We start from the raw sequence: 18,226 nt of genomic DNA, 5'->3' as shown, positions 1-18,226 counted from the left end.
GAACAATATAAAAGTCTGGTAGGACGCCTCCTGAGAAAAGAAAATGGGGTTACCCAAAGGCAGCCCCAGTCTAATACTTTATTTTCTCTGAACATCAAACAAAAAGTCTGGAACCGCTAGAAATTACCATATTAAGAAAGTTGGAAATCAGATCATTCCTGGACACTTGGAATGCTCACAACATAGGATACCGTAATAACTTGATTTTCCCTTTGAAACTGCCCCCATATCTTATAGGTTCCGCTTTTCGGGAACGATGTTTCAAAAGCTGCATCCGGACCCGTCCCTTGGCCTTCATCCGCATGCACGTGTAGATATTGTTCTCCGTCTTGCGAGAGGATCACCACGTGTCCAATTGCTCCTAAGTAAGGCTGTAGATCGGTAATCGGCTGTCCTGTTGCGGCATCGGCAAAGGAAAACTTAAGCGTGAGCTCTTTACCCGCTGCCGGCTGATCCATGGCAAGCTTCACATGCTTCCCTTCAAAGATCTTGTTCAGGTTCGTATCCATCATGACCGGAGCCGGTTTTGCGCTTTTGCCGTCAACCTTAACCCATACCATCTTCGTCATAGAATCGCCGCCTGCCACTTTGAAATCAGCGATCAGCCTGTATTCTCCGCCAGCGGGAAAGTCATTCGCGATTTCAAACACGCCGTTCCCTTTATACTCGGGATGGATATGGTTGAAATAGGATAAATCCTTGCTGATGACAATGAGATGAAGGAGCTTCTCATGATTGACTTCAAACTGGTCGATCGGCGCTCCATCCTTCTTCTTGATCTCAAGCCGGATTCGCTTTGTATTTTCGGACCCTGACAATTCGTCGCCATCGACAGTCCATGTCACTTGCACCTCATCGGATAACAGTCTTTGGCTGACGGCGGTCACTTTTTCGTCTTCCCACGATGTGCTCGTTCCGCAAGCGGATAACAGCGCGACTATCAAAATTAACAACAAATACGGAGTGGCTTTACTCATATCTTAACGCCTCGCTTAACGGGGTTTTGGACGCCCTGGATGCCGGAGTGAAGCTGGAAACCAAACTTACGAATATTCCGAATAGGGCGATACACAGAATGATGATCCACGACACTTCGAATCGATAGGTCAGGGAGCTAATCTCAACGAAAGTGGAGGTCAAATACACCAATAATATCCCGAAAATGCAGCCGACTGCGGTAGCTGCGAGTCCGATGCCGAAGCCTTCCAGCATGACCATTCCGACTACCTGCCGCCGTGTAACCCCGACTGCGCGCATCATCCCAAGCTCTCGAATGCGTTCCATAATATTGATGAGCAGCGTATTCGTAATTCCCATGCCCGAAATGATAATGGATAGGATCACAAGACCGTTAATAACACTGAACGTGCCGGTATACATGGAGCCCACCATCGCAACGATATCTTCCGGACCGAACATCTCTTCGATCCTTTCCCCGAACTGGCCAAAAATATTTTCTCTTACTTGCAGCGGGGAGGCAGTTTTGTCATTCAGCACCAATACGTTTTTCGCGTATTTGATCCCGAAGTTATCGTTAAAGGAATCTTCCTTCATGAAAGCGCCGTATCCGCCGTTTTTCATGGTGCTGACGACCGCGACAACCTTGAAGGAATGCGGCCCCTTCAGCGTTGCAAGCTCAATGCTCTCCCCGACCTTGCCCCCCCAAGCCGTATAGGCGGCTTTATCCAAAATGATTTCATCGCGGCTCAGACTGCCGACCAATTCGCTGCGCGATGTGCCGGATCCCGCGAATAACGGAAACCGGTCGATCCACTCCCCTACTCCGACCACCGGAAGCTTGCGCTGCCGGCCGTTCAAGTTCCAAATGGCCGAATACAGCGTATACGCCCTTGCGTCGGCCACTCCCGGAATTTTCTTGATCTGTTCAAGATCCGTTTTTTCGGTATGATGAAAACGAATGTCCAGGTTGCCGCCGTAGGAGGCAAAGACGACTTTTTCATAAGACTGATTGAATGCCGAATTCATGGAGCTCATCAGCACGACCATCGCGATGCCCCAACAGAGGATGACGGAGGTCATCGCATTGCGGGCCAAATTACGTCTTACATTGCTCACGGCCAATTGCCCGCTCAATCGGAACATCCGTCGATAGATGGGCTGCAAAAGGAACATCAACAGATTGAACAGGTACGGATATACGAGCGCGATTCCGATCATCAGAGGCACGATCAGGAGCAAATGTTTGATGAAGAAACTTGCGGCGATCAGCACGCCCCCTGCCGCAACCAGCCACTTTCGAGAGGACGTCTCGGTACGTTTGGGTTTAAGCGCCTCAATCACGCTGATCTTGCCTACTTGCCGAATCGGGATAAGAGCCGCGGCGAACGGAACCAGGATGCCAGCCGGAACGGCAACCGCGAAGCCTTTATACAGCACCATGTTGGTATCTTCGTAGACACTGAATACCATGTAGATCAGATGAGTTAGAATGTTGCCGAATCCATATCCCAACAATAGCCCGATGGCTGTTCCCGAGATTGCCAACAAAAGTACCTCTAACAAGACAAAAGCACGCAATTGCTCGGGCAAGTACCCAATCGTCTTGAGAACGGCAAATTCCTGCTTACGTTCTTTAACGCTGACGTACAAGCTGTTAAAGATGATAAACCCGCTTAGCGCAATTCCGAGAAACCCGGCCAAATACAGCGCCAGAAAAAAGGTACCCGCATCGCTTACCGAACCGAAATCGACCAGGACAGGCTGCATATACATATTCCCGTATCGTTTGACCAGTTCATCCGCTTGCCGCTCTACCGATTTCTTGTCGGATGGTGAGAGGGCCTTGATCTGCACATCTTGGATTTTACCGGTCAGCCCGAACCAATCCTGCATAACGGGCAGCGGCACGGCTGCCGCCCAATGATGATACTTCGCCATCATCCAGCTGGACGGCCCCATCAGCTCCACCGTATATTTGACGATCGCGGATACTTGGATGCTTTTGACGCCCTTATCCGTATCGAAGGATATCGTATCGCCCACATCGGTTTTCCACGCCTTGGCCGTCCTGTCGGTAATGACCGCGCCGCCGGACGTTAAGCTCCCTTTGACCAGTTGAAAATGGGTAAGCGACGTATCCAATCGCGTGTAACCGCTTAGCTCGACCCTTTTCTGAATGTCGGATATTCCGTCTTTCTCCAGGTGCAGCTTTGTCGTATGCTTTAGTACGGCGATAGCGGCCGTATTGTGCAGCTTTTCAAAGTCTTTATACACGCCTTCAGGCATATAGGCGTCCGTACCCGAGACGATATAATCCGCTTTGCCGAAAGCTGCTTTTAAATACAGAGGGAACGTTCTTTTGGCGGTATCGACGGAAGCGGTCACGGCGAACGCGGAAGCCACCCCGATCATAATGGACAATAAAGTCAGCAGCGTTCTGAGCTTGCGGCGCATTAAATTGCGCCATGCGATTTGCAGCAATCTCATGATCGGCTCCCTCCGCCGGGTACGACTTCCCCATCCTGGATCATGATGATTCGATCCGCCGTTTGCGCGGCCTTGCGATCATGGGTAACCATCACTACGGTGATACCCTCTTCTTTGTTTAAGCGCGAGAGGAGCTTCAGAATTCCTTCGCCGTTCGTTTGGTCCAGATTACCTGTCGGTTCATCCGCCAAAATAAGATGAGGCTTCATCGCAAGAGCTCGAGCAATGGCAACGCGCTGCTGCTGACCTCCGCTTAACTGCGAAGGGAATTGCGACGCTTTGCCTTCCAGGTTTACATCTTGGAGCAGCTGATTGACTCTTTTTGCGATCTCCGACGACGGAGCCTTATTTGCGGAGAGAGAAAGGCCGACATTTTCTGCCACCGTCATCATGGGCAGCAATTGATAATTTTGGAACACGAAGCCGACCTTCGTACGACGAAACAACGTTCTTTCCCTCTCATTGAGACCGTTCAACTGTACCCCGTCGACTGTAACCTCTCCCGAAGTCGGAAGGTCCAGACCTCCGATCAATTGCAGCAACGTGCTCTTTCCCGAACCGCTTGGCCCCATAATGGCGATGAATTCCCCTCGCTTGATATGAAGATCGTTCTCCTTGAGTGCGGTATAGTTCCCCGCATCCATAGCAAACACTTTGGACACTTTGTTCAGCTTGATCATGGCATTTGCCTCCTCCGTTTATTGGTTCATCAATGGCGGAATCCGCCGGCGTGAGCCGTTGCTGCCGCCGGCCCGGACTGCTTATGGCGCAGCAGCGGCACGACGCCGATTGCACCGACTAGAAAAAGCGCTGCGGCCATTCCATACAAAACTCCTAATGGAAGATTGGCTTTCAGAATGCCGACAATACTCATGGTCAGGACCATCCCGCCGATAAAAATCGGATTCATAATTCCGCTAACCCTGCCTACGTAGGCCTCTTCTGCATGGCTCATCATTATCGTCTGGCAGGAGATATGGATGAAAGGAACAAAGAATCCTGCAGCGAATTGGGCGGCGAATGCCGCTCCCGTAGATGTCGTTGTGCCGATAATAGCTACCGCCGCGCTGCTGCATAAGAATCCGACCATCAGCATGACGCGGGGCGGCATGCGCCGGAAAAGGGACATCATGAACATGCCGCCGAGCAGGATGCCGGCACCGTTCATGGCGGTAAGCCACTGCAGCTGCTCCGCTTGAAGGCCCAAATGCTCCGTGACTACGAAGACGCCGAGCGGATTGATGATGCCAAGAGCAAGTCCTGCGGCCAGGAAGAAGCTTGCCATGTACAGGAAGATCTTGTTCGCCAGGACATAATGCAAGCCGGACTTGATGTCCTCCGTCAATCGCGCCGGCTGTACCGACGGCGCTGCACGGTCTTTGGGAAGAGTGGTAAGAACGGCTGCGGATAATAGAAAGCAAATCCCAATCAAGACAACGGCGGTATGGACGCCGAAGCGGAAGTAAACGAGCGTGCCCAGCACGGGCCCTACGATCATGAAAATAGCCTGGATGGTCTGATACATGGACATGCCCATTTGCATCTGAGAAGCGGGCACATGCAGCTTGAACAGCTTCATGCCGGCCGGCTGCGAGAATTGGGACAGAATCGACGAGACCAGCGTGGCGAAGAAAATGGCCTGCCAGCCGCCGAATGTCAAGGCAAGAAGAACGATAAAGACGGATACTGCGCTCAGAAGGTCACAAAACACCATCGTGCGTTTGGGTCTCCACCGATCCGCGAAGGCTCCGCCGATAAAGGAGAAGATGAAGATAGGGGCGTATTCGGCTACAGAGATCAGGGAAACGGCGATCGGGTCCTTATTCGTCTGTTCTGTAACGAAGAGCAGGATGGCAAAATTTCGAATCCAGATGCCTAGCTGTAAAAAGACGGCGGAAAAAAGAATGGAGCGGATAAGCCGATTCGCAAAAAACGATCGATTATCGGACTCGGACGAGAAATGAGCTGCTGCGTGATGCATACGGATCTACACCTTTCATCATTTGGTTTATAATCCCATCATAAAAGGTTACGGGCGAGTCGAACCCGCCATTATTGAGCAGGGTCGCGCATCATTTGCTGCTGGATACGGCATCTTTATGCGGTGGCCGCGCAAGCGGCGAACTTACGGTATTGGGTCTCGATTACGGCAAAACAAAAAGCGCCCAACTGGCGGGCGCCCTTTCGTTTAACCATTGCTTAGGCAAAGGTTTCCTCCGAGAGATCTTCGTTAACCCCGATAGCGGCACGGCTGCCGGCCGCTGCGGCGATGATAAGCTGGGAGGGAGCTGCGGTCGCTGTATCTCCCGCGGCGTATACTCCCCTTACACTGGTTCTGCCGAAAGCATCGGTTATCATGTCATTATTCTCGTTTCGTTTGCAGCCTAAGATGTCTGCAAACGGACGGTTTTGAGAAAGTACGGGCGTAACAAAGCCACCGTTCCGCCTAATCATGGATCCATCCGCAAATCGTACGGCCGCAAGCCTACCTTTGTCCGCAAGCAAGAAGTCCACGGGCTGGCTTTCGACCAGGAGGCCTTTTTCGCGTAACGCGGCTTGCTGCTTCAGGGTCAGGACATCTTGACCATTCGTGCACACAATTAAATCCTGACTCCAGTTATACAGCAGCATAGCCATGCGATATGCCTGACTGGTTTCCGAAAGCAGGACAAGCGGCTTATCTCGCAGCTCCCACCCGTCGCAGTAAGGACAGTTGAAAATACTGGTGCCGTAACAGTTCGCCAGACCGTCGATTTTCGGAAGCGATTCTATTAATCCGGTGGCCAAAATAATTTTACGGGCGTAGAGCGCGCGCCCGCTCAGGGAGACCAGCCGAAACCCGGCACCGTCCTGACTAATCGAATCGATTTCCCTTTCTTCTTTTTGGATGGAAGGATACTGGGTTAATTCTTCCGCCGCGAGCTCCCGAAATTGGGATGGCGAGACGCCGTCTCTCGTCAGAAATCCATGCGAGACCCGTGTGATTGCGTTTCTCGGTTTATGGTTATCGAAAAGAATCGTTTTTCTCCGGGCACGCCCAAGCACGAGAGCGGCATTTAAGCCGGCCGGACCTCCACCTATGATCGCGCAATCAAACTCCATTGCGACTCTTCTTCATAATGAATCGTCTGTCTATTAAGAAAGCAGCCAATAAAGCCAGTAGAACGGTTAGCAGCAAATGGATGTATGTTCCAAGCGGCAGCGATCTGCCTTCAAGATGGATTCCGTTCGAACGATATTCGAATCGTTTGACCGCGTGCTTGGCCGTTAACAGGTCTTCTTGTTTGGCCAAGTCTTCCAGCGGCGCTTCGAAGACATACCGGTTTGGCGAATCGCTATGAATAAAGAGAGTCTCTTTCGCTTTGCCTTTTTCGCTCCAAAGTTTTATATCCTCTGAAGCTAACGATTTCGCGTCGCCGCCCGGTACGATCATTTTGTCCAATTTGGGAGCGCTCGAGATTTGATGCCTAGCCAGTAAATTCAGATGGTGTTTTGTAGCCGTTGGAGCATCCGAGCTGGAAATTGTGCGGAGCTGTGTCGTGCCGGTGTCCCCGTAAGCATCGAATACAGAAGATAAAGCCAATTCATCCATGCCGTTGTACAGAAGTACGCCCATCTGTTTCTTATTCCAATGGAATGTAACATTTAACCAGTAGGTTGCAAATTTGATATCCGTGTGAAAGGGGTGATCCACCTTTGGATTTTGAACGAAATGGTACGAAGGATAGTTGATTTCATTCGAGATTTTCGCTGCCATGGGTTCTCCCAGCTGCCGAGAAATCAAGTGAAGCACGGCATCGATACCCGCGCTTTGGCCGGCCGAAGTGACGATGTTTCCTTCGTCGACGTAGCGAACATCCGCTTTCCATTGCGTATCCGTAAATTGCTTCTTCAATAAAGGGATGAATTGCCAGTGCGAGGTGGCCGATTTCCCTTTCAACAAGCCTGCATCGGCAAGATTCAGCGCCCCGCCGCAAATGCTTAAGTAGGTGGTGGTTTTGTTGCCGGAATATTTCTGAATCCATTCGCGAGTCGGTTTATAACTCGGGTCATTCATTTTGGGCATATAGGGGACCACAATAATATCAGGGCTCTTGTTTAATAGATGATCCAGTTCTTGATAGGAGTAATGGGGGATCACATCCAGTCCGCCCGATAAGGTCTTCAAGTTTGTATCCGGTGCGACGGCGTATACATTATAAGCATCCGTCATCGACAACAGGGCGTAAGGAATAATAAGATCAAAGTCTTCCGTCGTTGACTCCGCCATTACGACCGCTACCGTAGGTTTATCGGGATTGTACGAAGGAATATCCACTCCTTGCAGCGAAGGAACCGTCTCGTGACGGACATTGTAGTAAAAATCTTTTTGATGGCGATTAAAGCCGTAAAACCCGATTCCTCCCACAGTTACAACGAAAAGCAATACATACACAGCCAAACGCAAAAGCAATTTCTTCATTTCCTTTCTCCTCCTTGAAATGATCGATTTTATCCAGCCTTGACCTGTTCCGCCGCGCAGTCGGTGGTTTCCAAGCCCGCTGCGGCTATGCCGGCCGAATTTTGTTTCGTGTAGAGCTCCCAATAGTAACCTTCCATCTGGAGCAGTTCCTCATGGCTTCCGCTTTCGACGATCGTACCTTTGCGAACGACGAAGATCCGATCCGCATGGACCACCGTCGATAGCCGGTGGGCGATCATGACGATCGTCTTGCCCTTGCGGATTCGCTCGATCGAGGATTGGACGAGCTCTTCGCTCTCGTTGTCAAGCGCGCTTGTCGCTTCATCCAGCAGAATGAGCGACGGATCCTTCAGGAACACCCGGGCCAGGGCGATCCGCTGCTTTTGTCCGCCCGACAGCTTGACGCCCCGCTCGCCGACCTCCGTCCCGTACCCGTCCGGCAACGTACGGATGAAATCGTGAGCGAACGCTTTCCTCGCGGCCTCTATAATGTCCTCCTCTGCCGCGTCTGGCTTTGCCATGGCGATATTGTCCCGAACCGACGAGCTGTACAGGAAATTGTCCTGCGTGACGATGCCGATCTGGCTCCTCAGGCTTGCAAGCGAATAATCCCGGATATCCCTGCCATCCATGAGCACGCGGCCCGCGTCGACGTCGTACATTCGGGTCAGCAGCTGAAGCACCGTACTTTTCCCCCCGCCGCTCTCGCCCACGAAAGCGTATGTGCCTCCTTTGCGGAGCAAAAACGACATGTCGTGCAAAACCCGTTCCTTCCCGTCATAGGAAAAAGCGACGCGGTCAAACAGAATGGAATCGGACAGCCGGTCAAGGGCTGCGGGCTGCTCCTTCTCCTTGACGGACACCGGCGTAGCCAAAAAATCGAATACGCTCTGAAGCGCAACGCTGCCCTCCGCGATCACGGGGATGGCCTGAACCAGTGCAGCTACCGGCGCACGCATGCGATCGACATAGGCGAAGAAGGCGATCAGGCTTCCCAGCGAAAGGCGGCCGTCAATGACGAAGAGGCTTCCGGCTGCAACGACCAGGAACGGTGTAATGTCGCTCAGCATATTTACCGCGGCAAGCGAAACCGCATGCGTCCCGGCCTGTTTGTCTGTCATCCGCTCGAATCGCTCCAAATGGCGGTCAAGCTGCTCGCTGTCCCGCTTCTCCGACTGAAACAGCTTGGAGAGCGAAGCGCCCTGGATGCGCTCAAAAACGAAGCCGCTCAACACCGAACGGTAGCCCATCATCTGACGAGTCGTGCTCTTGACCCTGCGGGATAGGAAGTGGGCAAGGGTGAACTGGATCGCGACCAGCAGCACTGCGAGAAGCGTTAGAACCGGGTTCAGCGAGAACATAATGCCCGTCACGAAGAGCAGTACGATCGTCTCGATCCACACGTTCGAAAATATCGCGGTCATGTAGCCCCGGATTTTCTCAACATCGTCGAAAAACCGGGTGCCGATTTCCCCGCTGCGGTTGTCGGCGAAATATTTCGCATCTAAAGCGTGTACCTTGGCGAACACGTCTTGTCGAAGAGCCGTAATGATGCGATTGTTCGCCTTGTTCATGAAGTACTGCCGGACATACTCCATTGGCGCCCGTACCGCGAAGAAGACGGCGATCATGAGGCCGGCGATCAGGAACAACTGATCCATTTTGTCCGAACGGGACATCGTCTCGCTGCGGAGCAAATGGTCGAACAGGTATTTGATCACAAGCGGCACGGAGAGCGGGATCAGGAACCGGAACAGGCTCCCGGCGAAACCTAGCAGGTAGAGCTTTTTTTGCTTGCCTGCATAGGGCAGGAATCGTCGCAAGGGGTTCATGGCTGGCCTCCTTCATAAGATCGGTTTCATCTTAACGCAGGAGCGCCGCAGCCAACGCGCAATGGTTGCGCCCCGCCGCGCATATGTTAGAGGCCTGCCGCGCAAACCCTTGCGCGACACACGCAAAAAACAACCCCAATAAAAAGCGAATCCGCACCGCCCAGTGAGGGGCGGTGCGGTCTGGTTATCACATCGCTTCGTTATCAGTACAAATCCTCCGTAGGCAGAATGCCGAGGCTTTTCGCCTTACGTATCGCATCGACACGCGAGTTGACATGCAGCTTCTGGAACAGCTCCGTCAGGCCGTATTCGAGAGAGCGCTGGCTTATCATGAGCGTTTGGGAGATCTCCTTGTTGCTCTTTCCCTTGGCGAGCTCCCGCAGAAGGAGGTCCTCCTCCCGCGTGATCGTGGTCGGCTCGTGCTCCGGGTCGCCCTGTACCTGAATTTCCTGCCGTCTTAGCTGTCGGAGCAGCTGCATAGGGATGATCGCCTGCTTCCGAGCTGCGCAGCGAATGGCCAGAATGAGCTCTTCGCGAGTGGATGTCTTCGAAATGAAGCCCGATACACCGGACTCCATGAGTAGATTGAAATGCGGCGCGATTTCAAAACCTGAATAGATTAGAATGACCGCGCCCGGCACGTAATCTAGCAGCTTGCGCGTCAGGTCGGCGCCGTTGATGTTCGGCATATAGAGATCCAGCAGGATGACGTCGAATTTATTTAGGCGCACCAAATCGGGTACGAGGTACACGTCCGTCTCGATCGTGACGTTAATGTCCGGCTCCGATTCAATGAGCATTTTGGTGCCTTCGACCACCGACCGGTGGTCGTCGACAAGCAGGATATTCATAGCTCTCACCTTTCCGTCGTATGCTTGGGGAACCGTATGGTGACATGGAAGCCCTTGCCGGGCGCCGACCGGAAATCGACCTTGCCTTCAAGGCTCTGCACCCGTTTCTCGATGCCTGCGATGCCCATGTGCTGGAATGACCCTTCCAATTGCGACAACCGCACGCCGACGCCGTCGTCCGAGTAGCGGAATGCAATATCACCGCCCTCATTCGCCAGCGACATCGTCACTTTCAACGCCCTCGAGTGCTTGGTGGCGTTGTTCAGCAGCTCCTGAACGATCCGGTAAACGCCGAGAATTTGATCTTCGTCCAGCGGACCGGCCATCTCATCCGCCTGAAACTCAATTTCGTAGTTGGCGAACATTCGCGAATAGGCGAACAGACTCTTCAGAGACTCGACAAGCCCCATTTTTAGCAAAAAAGGAGGTCGCAGCTCGTTGCACGTAATCCGAATCTGGTGGATCGCATCAAGCAACCCCTCTTCGATTTCGGCCAACTCCGAGCCGGTGCCGGCGTCGAACGATTTGGAAGAACGGAGTGATTCGAGCTTCCGGTACCAAATGATCAGGTCCTGCAGCACCGAATCATGCAGGTCGCTCGACAGCGATGCCCGCTCCTTCTCTGACAGCTTGAACAACAGCCGGAGCATCCATCTCGGCGTTTCGCTCCCCGTCATCATCTCTTCCATCCGCTTCATCAGATCCTCAGTACGGTACAGGTTGTCGTATAGGATCGTCACATAACGAACGGCCGTATCGAGCCATTTCTTTTCGGGCTCGGGCAGCGGACGGTCCAGACCGATGGCCAGCCATACCGGTTGCGGCTTCTCGCCTATGCGGACCCGGAGCGTATGCGCATCCAGCTCCCCGCCTGAGGATTCGGATACGAAAGACGTTCTATCCTCCGCTTCAACGATCGACACGTCGGAGACGCGGAGCACGGCCCGTACCTCGTCGATCAGCCGGTCTTCCAGCTCCGACACCTTCATGACGCCCGCGAGGTCTTCTGACAGACGATTCAAGCTCGACTGCAAGAAATTGGAGCGTTCCTCGCTCCGGATCAGCTCCCGCTCCCCCTGCTTGCGCTTCGTAATGTCCTTGATGATGCCGTGAATTCCGTTCAGCTGCCCTGACAGGATAATGGGCACAAACGTAATGCTCACGATCCGCTCGCCGCCCGTCATGTCCGCAAGCCGGCATTCGACGCCCCGCGGCGCGCCTTCTTTCATGACCTCGAACAGCGTTTCGTAGACCGAGCCGTGGTCCTCGTCGAAAATCATCCCAATGAAGCACTGATTGGTCATCGTTTCTCGCCGGATGCCCGTAATTTGCTCAAACGCATTGTTCGCATGCGCAAAATAGAGCCCCTCCAGTACAATTGAGAAAACACCGTCCAAGTTGTGCTCGAACAAAGACTTGTACCGCTGCTCGCTCTCCTCCAGCGCGATCTCGGCGCGCTTCTTGTCCGTAATGTCGAGCATGATGCCGTCCAGTCGCTCCACCGCACCCTCGTTGTCCAGGTGTGGATGGATGATCAGCTGCCCCCAGCGCGGCTCGCCGGGATGATGGATCCAGCGGAACTCCTGGCGCACCGTCAGTCCCCGGTCGAGCTTCTCCTTCACCTCGCCCATTAGGAGCGCGTTGTCGTCCGGATGGATATGGTCATGCAGGCGGATCGGACTCCTGACAATCTCTTCCCTCGGCAGGCCGCTGATTTTCTCCACGCTTTCGGAGAAGAAATTATAGTGGGAGAAATCCTTATCCGTCGACCATACCGCGGCGTTGACGTTGTCGAGGATATTCTCCAGCAGACGCTCGGCCTGTTTGCGCGCCGTCACGTCCCTCACCACCGCCACCACGTAGTTGACGGTTCCGTCTCCGTGCAGCACCGGCATAACCTTTGTCTCTGCGTCAAGGATGCGGCCGTCTGCATGCTGCACCTGGTAGCCAATATCGACCGGCGTTTGGGTTTGTACGGCCTGGATGAGCGATTGCCTCACACGCTCCCGGTCCTCTTGTACGATGATGGCGAAAGCGTCCATCCCCTCGTATTCCTCCACGCTGTAACCGCTCTGCGAACGGATGGAAGGCGACACGTACCGGACGACTTCTTCGCTGTCGACCACCACGATCGTATCGGATGTATGCTCGGCGACGATCCGGTACATTTCTTCTCTGCCGCCTACTTTAAAACTCTGATTATCGGTCATTGACAATACCCCTCTTGGCCTTGTCTCTTGTTCTCGTTCCATTATAGCGGAGGTTCTTCCGCCCCATCACGCAAAAATATGGGCTTTCCCCGCAAAAATTGACGTCGATATTGCCGAAGAGAGAAGCAACTGCAGCTGCAGGTGCTTCGTCCTTGAACGGGATCAGGAATATATGCGGATGTCTCTTCTGAACGTCTAGATATCCTCGTTGAAAAGCCAGTTGAGATCCACATTTAATTTTTTTCTTATTTCATTAAGAGCTTCCGTTACAAACAAAAAGAGCCGTCCTACGTTGAAGGACGGCCCATGATGTCTTTGAGTGGCTCCACAGTTTTTAACTGTCAATCAGCTCTTTTTTAGTAACAAGGTCTATCAACTCATTTTGACAATGTGTAGAAAATCCTTCGGAGAGAACTCTATTGGTGTAATTGGATAACAAATCTAGCATTATTCGTAGTAACTGAAATAAAAACATCGATATTGCAATGATAAAAAACATTTTCTGATTCGACAGCGTCAAATTATCTATCAGTTCTTTAGTAAAAATAATGTTTAAATTATTTTGTATCGCAAACCAACAACTCAAACATAGAACACCAATCACAGATTTCTTATTAAATTTGAAAACTCGCATAAATGAATCAAATAAAATGTTTATGGTTAGCTTAGAAGCGATTGGCATAGATTGAATATCCTCATTTTCACAATTAATATGCACTCTAATCATGAACAACAGAGTGATAAACTAGGTAAATTTGAAAAATTTAACTTTCGACTTGATAAATATACCAATATAGGCAATTGAAGAATATGGGACAATATTAACAAAATAGTACAAAATTGTCTTGTTAAAGATGGTATTATTTTTCAGTTTTTGCCGAATGAGAGACACGGAATACAATGTCAAGTCTTAGCCATACCATTCATTGGCATATATCTGATGCAGCATTTTGCAATCCTCCTAAAAGTGATTTTCCGAATAAAAAAGCACCCCAATGAAGGTCAACGGCCTTCATTGGGGTGCTTCTCCTATTACTGTATTCAGTTATATTTAGAATAAACTAATACATGGAAACTTATCAATCAATACGAAATGAATGCTTTTTACTGGTTACGGCGCACTGACGACCAACATTTGCGGAATGGCTAATACAGGACTGTTTTTAGAATTGGAACTGCTTTGTCATAATCATTATTGTAATGAGCAAAACTTTCATGACTAAGAATTTCAAAACCAGTCTTTAGATAAAGTCCTATAGCCTTATAGCTCCACGTTTGAGTATGCAAGTATATATCTCTATCGCCTTCTAAAAGCTGCAATCTATTTAGACACTCTGATACTAAAGCCTTTCCTAGTCCTATTCCTTGATATTCTTTTTTCACAGCAAACCAATGAACGGATGGATCTCGTCTTCCTCCCGTTAAATTCCACCAACTTGTGATTGTCCCAATCTCTTCACCGTCTTCGTTCCGAATAAACAGAAGCCTCCGCTTGAGTTCATCCCTAAAGGGCAAATACTCTGTCCTGAAGTAATCAAGACCTTGTTCTATATGATCGAATTCACCAACAGATGCTTCGATCTCAGCCCATTTTTCTTCCTTACCTGGAACGTACCAAGAAAATGAATATCCAGGAGGTAACGCAGAATTAGGTAAAGGAATACCTGCACTACGCTTCATGATTACATTGTAGTGAGGTATTGATTTGTCTAACATATACCCTTCGCCCCTTATTAGGTGTTCAAAATTCGTTAATCAACGAAATTCCTGTTGTAATCCGCATTCGGCTATCCTGCAAAAAATCGCGTGTCCAATCGTCTGGTCGACTTAAATCCCAGCTTCGGTGCATACCGACAAATACGATAATTTCGCGCAATCTAAGGAAGAGCTCAAGCTGATCCTTCCAGCCGTCAGGCATTTTACGGCCATCCTCTGTATAGCCTAGCTCGAAATGTTTAATGAAAAGTTCGTACTGCATCTTCCGCTCAGACTTAGAATCCTCCCCGAATACATACAGTAAGTAATAAAGTTGGATGGCAATGTCTTCGGCATACCAGCTGTACTGGCATTCGTCGAAGTCGAAGAGCGTTATTTTCCCGGATTCATCAACGGTGAAGTTTCCTACATTGATATCCCCGTGAATCAAACCGAAATTATCAGCAGTAACAGGTAGACCAGCCAAATGTGCTTTAAGTTCATCAAGGGCAAGAAGAATTGGCCGATGCTCTAACGGTATATAATTACTGGCCCGCAAGAGGTATTCATTACACTCCCACGTGTGTCTTTTGGCCATAGGTTTGTAACGTTTCGCGAGTTCATGTAGACGTCCGGTCACTCGTCCGCATTGTTCATAGAGAATCGAGTTACCTAAGCATTCTGGGTACCCGATTTTATGACCTGGAGCGTGTTTGAAGGAGGTCATAAAGAAATCCATCTTACTTCCCTGGACTCGTTCGAAGTCCTTTCCATCAACCGAAAGCACCGGTTCTGAAACCGACAAACCATTGTCCGAAAGATAACGAATCCATTCTATTTCAGCTGCAAGTCCTTCAGATGTACGAAGAGTGCTCGGAGTGAACCGGAGAATATATTTCAATTCATAGTGAGTGTAGGAATAAATAAAATTCTGAAAGCCTCCAATGAAAGTAAGCTCCTCAGGGCTGACGCCGAACCGCGTAGCACCTTCTACAACATGTTCGTCCAGGAAAATTTGTTTTATCTTCGGGTCCATGAGTTCTCCTTGGTAATTCAGTCGTGATGGAACAATCGATAAACCTTTCCCAAACTTCTCTTGTTACCTCAATGTAATAAAATGAATGCCTGGTGACATACGAAAGCCTCAATTCAGAGAAATCTCTATTCCATAGCAATCTTACTAATCCATCTTTTTACAGTCAATGAAAATTGGTGGAACTATTAAGTTATGCCCGTTATTTCAACAATAAAAAAAGAGCTGCCATGTGACTTCCTAAAAGCAAGTCATAAGGACTCTCCATCATATTTTGCATGAAGTTGGCCATCATTTCGTCCCAGTAATGGAATGACCAACCGCCCCAACTAAAGTTGCCGGTAGTGTCTTCTTTATCTTCTCCTGGAGATTACAGTTCGAACGTATCCTTCAATTCGGCCGTTCCATTGACCTCGTTGTTGAGTAAATGGGTTGTAACTTGGCTAACGCTTCCGGATCCTGGGTGAGTTCCGGCGCTTCAAACACCTGGCGCAGCTCGATTTCCCCTTGCCCAAAGCCGTGCGGATCGGGCATCCTCATCGCCCACTCGATCGCTTCCTCCTTCGATTTCACCTCAATTAACGTGAAACCCGCGATCAACTCCTTCGATTCGGTAAAAGGGCCGTCCACCACCTTGGGTTTTCCTCCCGGTTCCGGATAGGAAATACGGATTGCGCCCGAGCTCGGGTGGAGTCCTTCCGCCGCAACGAGCACACCGGCCCTCGCCAGCTCCTCGTTATACTTCGCCATGGCGCCGATCAGCTCTTGACTCGGCATAAGGCCGTCCTCGGAATCTTTTGTCGCTTTGACGATCATCATGAATCTCATTGTCATTCTCCTTTCGTGTTTGATTGACCTCTATATACACAACGAACGGGTGAAGCAAGAATCGACAAAGCGCTAAAAAATTTTCTGCGACTGACTAATCAATATACAGACTTTGTTCTCGATTTGCTTCAACTATTCAGTTGGCTTTACTAGGAACCTGCGGCGCACTCGGAAGCACGCCGCAGGAGAAGCTCGCGCTCCTTCTCATTGCGTGCCAGCGCTGCGGCGCGTTTGAATTCCGCACACGCTTCTTGCTTGCGGCCAAGCTTTACGAGGAAGTCCCCTCGTACGCTGGGCAGAAGATGATAGTTTTTTAAGGACGTTTCCTGCTGTAACGCATCGACGACTTCCAATCCCACATCGGGACCGAAAGCCATCGATAGCGCGACCGCGCGATTAAGGTCGACAACGGGCGACGGCGCGACTTGGGATAATGCGTCGTAGAGGGCCGAAATCCGGACCCAATCGGTCTCCGAAGATGTACGGGCATGGGCGTGGCATGCAGCGATCGAAGCTTGGATCAGATAGGGACCGAACGCCCGACCGAGACGCTCGGCCCGTTCGATTGCAGCCAGCCCCCGGCGAATCAGCAGGTGATCCCAAAGCGCCCGGTTCTGGTCCATGAGCAGAATCGGCTCTCCACTCCGGCTCACCCGTGCCCTGAATCTGGATGATTGAATTTCCATCAGTGCGACGAGTCCATGGACTACCGGCTCGTCCGGCGCGATCTCGGCCAAAACCCGCCCAAGCCGCAGCGCCTCATCGCAAAGCAAAGGCCGGATCCAACTGCCGCCGGAAGACGCGGCGTACCCCTCGTTAAACATGAGGTAGATGACTTCGAGCACGGACGATATCCGCGCCGCCAGCTCAGCCTTAGGCGGTAATTCAAAGGGGACGTGAGCGGCGGCGAGCGTGCGTTTCGCCCGGACGATCCTCTGCGCGACGGTCGCTTCCGGTACGAGGAACGCGCTTGCGATTTCTTCGGTCGTCAATCCCCCGAGCAGCCGAAGCGTAAGCGCTACCCGTGCCTCAGCGGAAAGAACGGGATGGCACGTCGTGAAGATGAGGTGAAGGAGATCGTCGCCGACGGGATCGTTGAGCGCCGCGTCCCAATCCGGCTCATACTGCCGGTCGATCTCCCAGCCCAGTTCCTCGTATTTACGGTCGCGCTGTTTGTTCCGGCGCAAGTGATCAATAGCCCTACGTTTTGCGGTTATCATCAGCCACGCCCCCGGATAGTCGGGTATGCCGGTTTCCGGCCATCGTTCGAGCGCGGCAATAAGCGCATCTTGTGCCAAATCCTCGGCAAGCCCGACATCCCGTACCAAACACGCCAGAACGGCAATGATTTTGGCTGACTCGATTCTCCAGATTCCCTCGATGGTGCGGTGGACTACGGATTCGTTCATGATTTCTGCTTCCTCCTCATGCGCTCCTGCATCTAAATTTCCTTGTCGGTCCCCGCCGGCTCCTCGTTATACTTTGCCATGGTGTCGAACGTTTCTTGAAGCGGCATGACGCCGGCTTCGGAGTCCTTAGTCGCTTTGACGATCATCATAAATCTCATCATGTACGCCTTCTTGTCCTTTTGATTGGCCTCTAATGACTCAACGAACGGGACATGCCAGAATCGACAAGGAGGAAAAGTGCCGCTGTATGTTTTGCTAATAGACATCATTTATAAACCATTTTATCACCCTCGTAAAATATCCACTTTATAGGAAATATACTCTCCTTAGTATGAAAATAACGTTACGCATAACTCCCTCTATGGAGAAACACTTTGCTCCTCTTTACGCCCATATTCTTAGGTTTTCGATATTATTCAAAGAGTGAAGACAACTATTTGGAGGAACCATGTTGAAATT

13 protein-coding genes and 1 pseudogene are annotated in these 18,226 nt (G+C 51.0%); all 14 read right to left on the bottom strand.

Annotated elements, in window-relative coordinates; all coding sequences use genetic code 11:
• Positions 1-152: 152 nt before the first annotated feature.
• On the bottom strand, positions 153-887 hold the full coding sequence (locus ACFPQ4_RS09170) for a hypothetical protein (protein ID WP_378111514.1): 735 nt from the start codon (positions 885-887) through the stop codon (positions 153-155).
• Between the two features lie 82 nt (positions 888-969).
• Positions 970-3,447, bottom strand: coding sequence for an FtsX-like permease family protein (locus tag ACFPQ4_RS09165; protein ID WP_378111513.1), 2,478 nt, complete (start codon positions 3,445-3,447; stop codon positions 970-972).
• Entirely contained in the window at positions 3,444-4,127 is a 684-nt protein-coding gene (locus tag ACFPQ4_RS09160; RefSeq protein WP_378111511.1) for an ABC transporter ATP-binding protein, read from the bottom strand. Before ACFPQ4_RS09160 ends, ACFPQ4_RS09165 begins: the two co-directional genes overlap by 4 nt.
• Positions 4,128-4,156: 29 nt before the next feature.
• Entirely contained in the window at positions 4,157-5,428 is a 1,272-nt protein-coding gene (locus tag ACFPQ4_RS09155; protein ID WP_378111509.1) for an MFS transporter, read from the bottom strand.
• A gap of 218 nt (positions 5,429-5,646) precedes the next feature.
• The gene (locus ACFPQ4_RS09150) at positions 5,647-6,549 is read right to left on the bottom strand and encodes an NAD(P)/FAD-dependent oxidoreductase (protein WP_378111508.1); all 903 of its coding nucleotides are present in this window, start codon (positions 6,547-6,549) and stop codon (positions 5,647-5,649) included.
• The gene (locus ACFPQ4_RS09145; RefSeq protein WP_378111506.1) at positions 6,539-7,909 is read right to left on the bottom strand and encodes a DJ-1/PfpI family protein; all 1,371 of its coding nucleotides are present in this window, start codon (positions 7,907-7,909) and stop codon (positions 6,539-6,541) included. The genes ACFPQ4_RS09150 and ACFPQ4_RS09145 overlap by 11 nt, the downstream gene beginning before the upstream one ends.
• Before the next feature lie 29 nt (positions 7,910-7,938).
• A complete protein-coding gene (locus tag ACFPQ4_RS09140; RefSeq protein WP_378111505.1) occupies positions 7,939-9,741 on the bottom strand; it encodes an ABC transporter ATP-binding protein in 1,803 nt (600 codons plus the stop codon).
• Positions 9,742-9,944: 203 nt separating this feature from the next.
• Positions 9,945-10,592, bottom strand: coding sequence for a response regulator transcription factor (locus tag ACFPQ4_RS09135; protein WP_378111504.1), 648 nt, complete (start codon positions 10,590-10,592; stop codon positions 9,945-9,947).
• Positions 10,593-10,597: 5 nt separating this feature from the next.
• Positions 10,598-12,802: a sensor histidine kinase gene (locus tag ACFPQ4_RS09130; RefSeq protein WP_378111503.1), complete on the bottom strand. Its 2,205-nt coding sequence runs from the start codon at positions 12,800-12,802 to the stop codon at positions 10,598-10,600.
• 1,146 nt (positions 12,803-13,948) lie between these two features.
• Positions 13,949-14,518 (bottom strand): GNAT family N-acetyltransferase, encoded by a 570-nt coding sequence (locus tag ACFPQ4_RS09125; RefSeq protein WP_378111502.1) that lies wholly within the window; start codon positions 14,516-14,518, stop codon positions 13,949-13,951.
• 25 nt (positions 14,519-14,543) lie between these two features.
• Positions 14,544-15,533 carry a phosphotransferase enzyme family protein gene (locus ACFPQ4_RS09120; RefSeq protein ID WP_378111501.1) on the bottom strand — a complete coding sequence of 330 codons (990 nt, stop codon included), beginning with the start codon at positions 15,531-15,533 and terminating at the stop codon, positions 14,544-14,546.
• Positions 15,534-15,920: 387 nt separating this feature from the next.
• On the bottom strand, positions 15,921-16,358 hold the full coding sequence (locus tag ACFPQ4_RS09115; protein ID WP_378111500.1) for a YciI family protein: 438 nt from the start codon (positions 16,356-16,358) through the stop codon (positions 15,921-15,923).
• Between the two features lie 149 nt (positions 16,359-16,507).
• The gene (locus tag ACFPQ4_RS09110) at positions 16,508-17,767 is read right to left on the bottom strand and encodes an RNA polymerase sigma factor (protein WP_378111499.1); all 1,260 of its coding nucleotides are present in this window, start codon (positions 17,765-17,767) and stop codon (positions 16,508-16,510) included.
• Between the two features lie 59 nt (positions 17,768-17,826).
• A pseudogene (locus ACFPQ4_RS09105) lies at positions 17,827-17,925 on the bottom strand (YciI family protein); the annotation flags it as partial.
• Positions 17,926-18,226: the final 301 nt, after the last annotated feature.

The sequence above is a fragment of the Cohnella yongneupensis genome (assembly GCF_042655785.1).
GTDB lineage: Bacteria > Bacillota > Bacilli > Paenibacillales > Paenibacillaceae > Cohnella > Cohnella yongneupensis.
Note: the sequence above shows the minus strand (reverse complement) of the source record. Positions and strands in the feature narration are given on the sequence as shown.

Excerpts from the sequence above, each read along its gene's own strand:
- ACFPQ4_RS09165 (WP_378111513.1), bottom strand. The coding sequence starts at position 3,447 with ATGAGATTGCTGCAAATCGCATGGCGCAATTTAATGCGCCGCAAGCTC.
- ACFPQ4_RS09160 (WP_378111511.1), bottom strand. The coding sequence starts at position 4,127 with ATGATCAAGCTGAACAAAGTGTCCAAAGTGTTTGCTATGGATGCGGGG.
- ACFPQ4_RS09155 (WP_378111509.1), bottom strand. The coding sequence starts at position 5,428 with ATGCATCACGCAGCAGCTCATTTCTCGTCCGAGTCCGATAATCGATCG.
- ACFPQ4_RS09150 (WP_378111508.1), bottom strand. The coding sequence starts at position 6,549 with ATGGAGTTTGATTGCGCGATCATAGGTGGAGGTCCGGCCGGCTTAAAT.
- ACFPQ4_RS09145 (WP_378111506.1), bottom strand. The coding sequence starts at position 7,909 with ATGAAGAAATTGCTTTTGCGTTTGGCTGTGTATGTATTGCTTTTCGTT.
- ACFPQ4_RS09140 (WP_378111505.1), bottom strand. The coding sequence starts at position 9,741 with ATGAACCCCTTGCGACGATTCCTGCCCTATGCAGGCAAGCAAAAAAAG.
- ACFPQ4_RS09135 (WP_378111504.1), bottom strand. The coding sequence starts at position 10,592 with ATGAATATCCTGCTTGTCGACGACCACCGGTCGGTGGTCGAAGGCACC.
- ACFPQ4_RS09130 (WP_378111503.1), bottom strand. The coding sequence starts at position 12,802 with ATGACCGATAATCAGAGTTTTAAAGTAGGCGGCAGAGAAGAAATGTAC.
- ACFPQ4_RS09125 (WP_378111502.1), bottom strand. The coding sequence starts at position 14,518 with ATGTTAGACAAATCAATACCTCACTACAATGTAATCATGAAGCGTAGT.
- ACFPQ4_RS09120 (WP_378111501.1), bottom strand. The coding sequence starts at position 15,533 with ATGGACCCGAAGATAAAACAAATTTTCCTGGACGAACATGTTGTAGAA.
- ACFPQ4_RS09115 (WP_378111500.1), bottom strand. The coding sequence starts at position 16,358 with ATGAGATTCATGATGATCGTCAAAGCGACAAAAGATTCCGAGGACGGC.
- ACFPQ4_RS09110 (WP_378111499.1), bottom strand. The coding sequence starts at position 17,767 with ATGAACGAATCCGTAGTCCACCGCACCATCGAGGGAATCTGGAGAATC.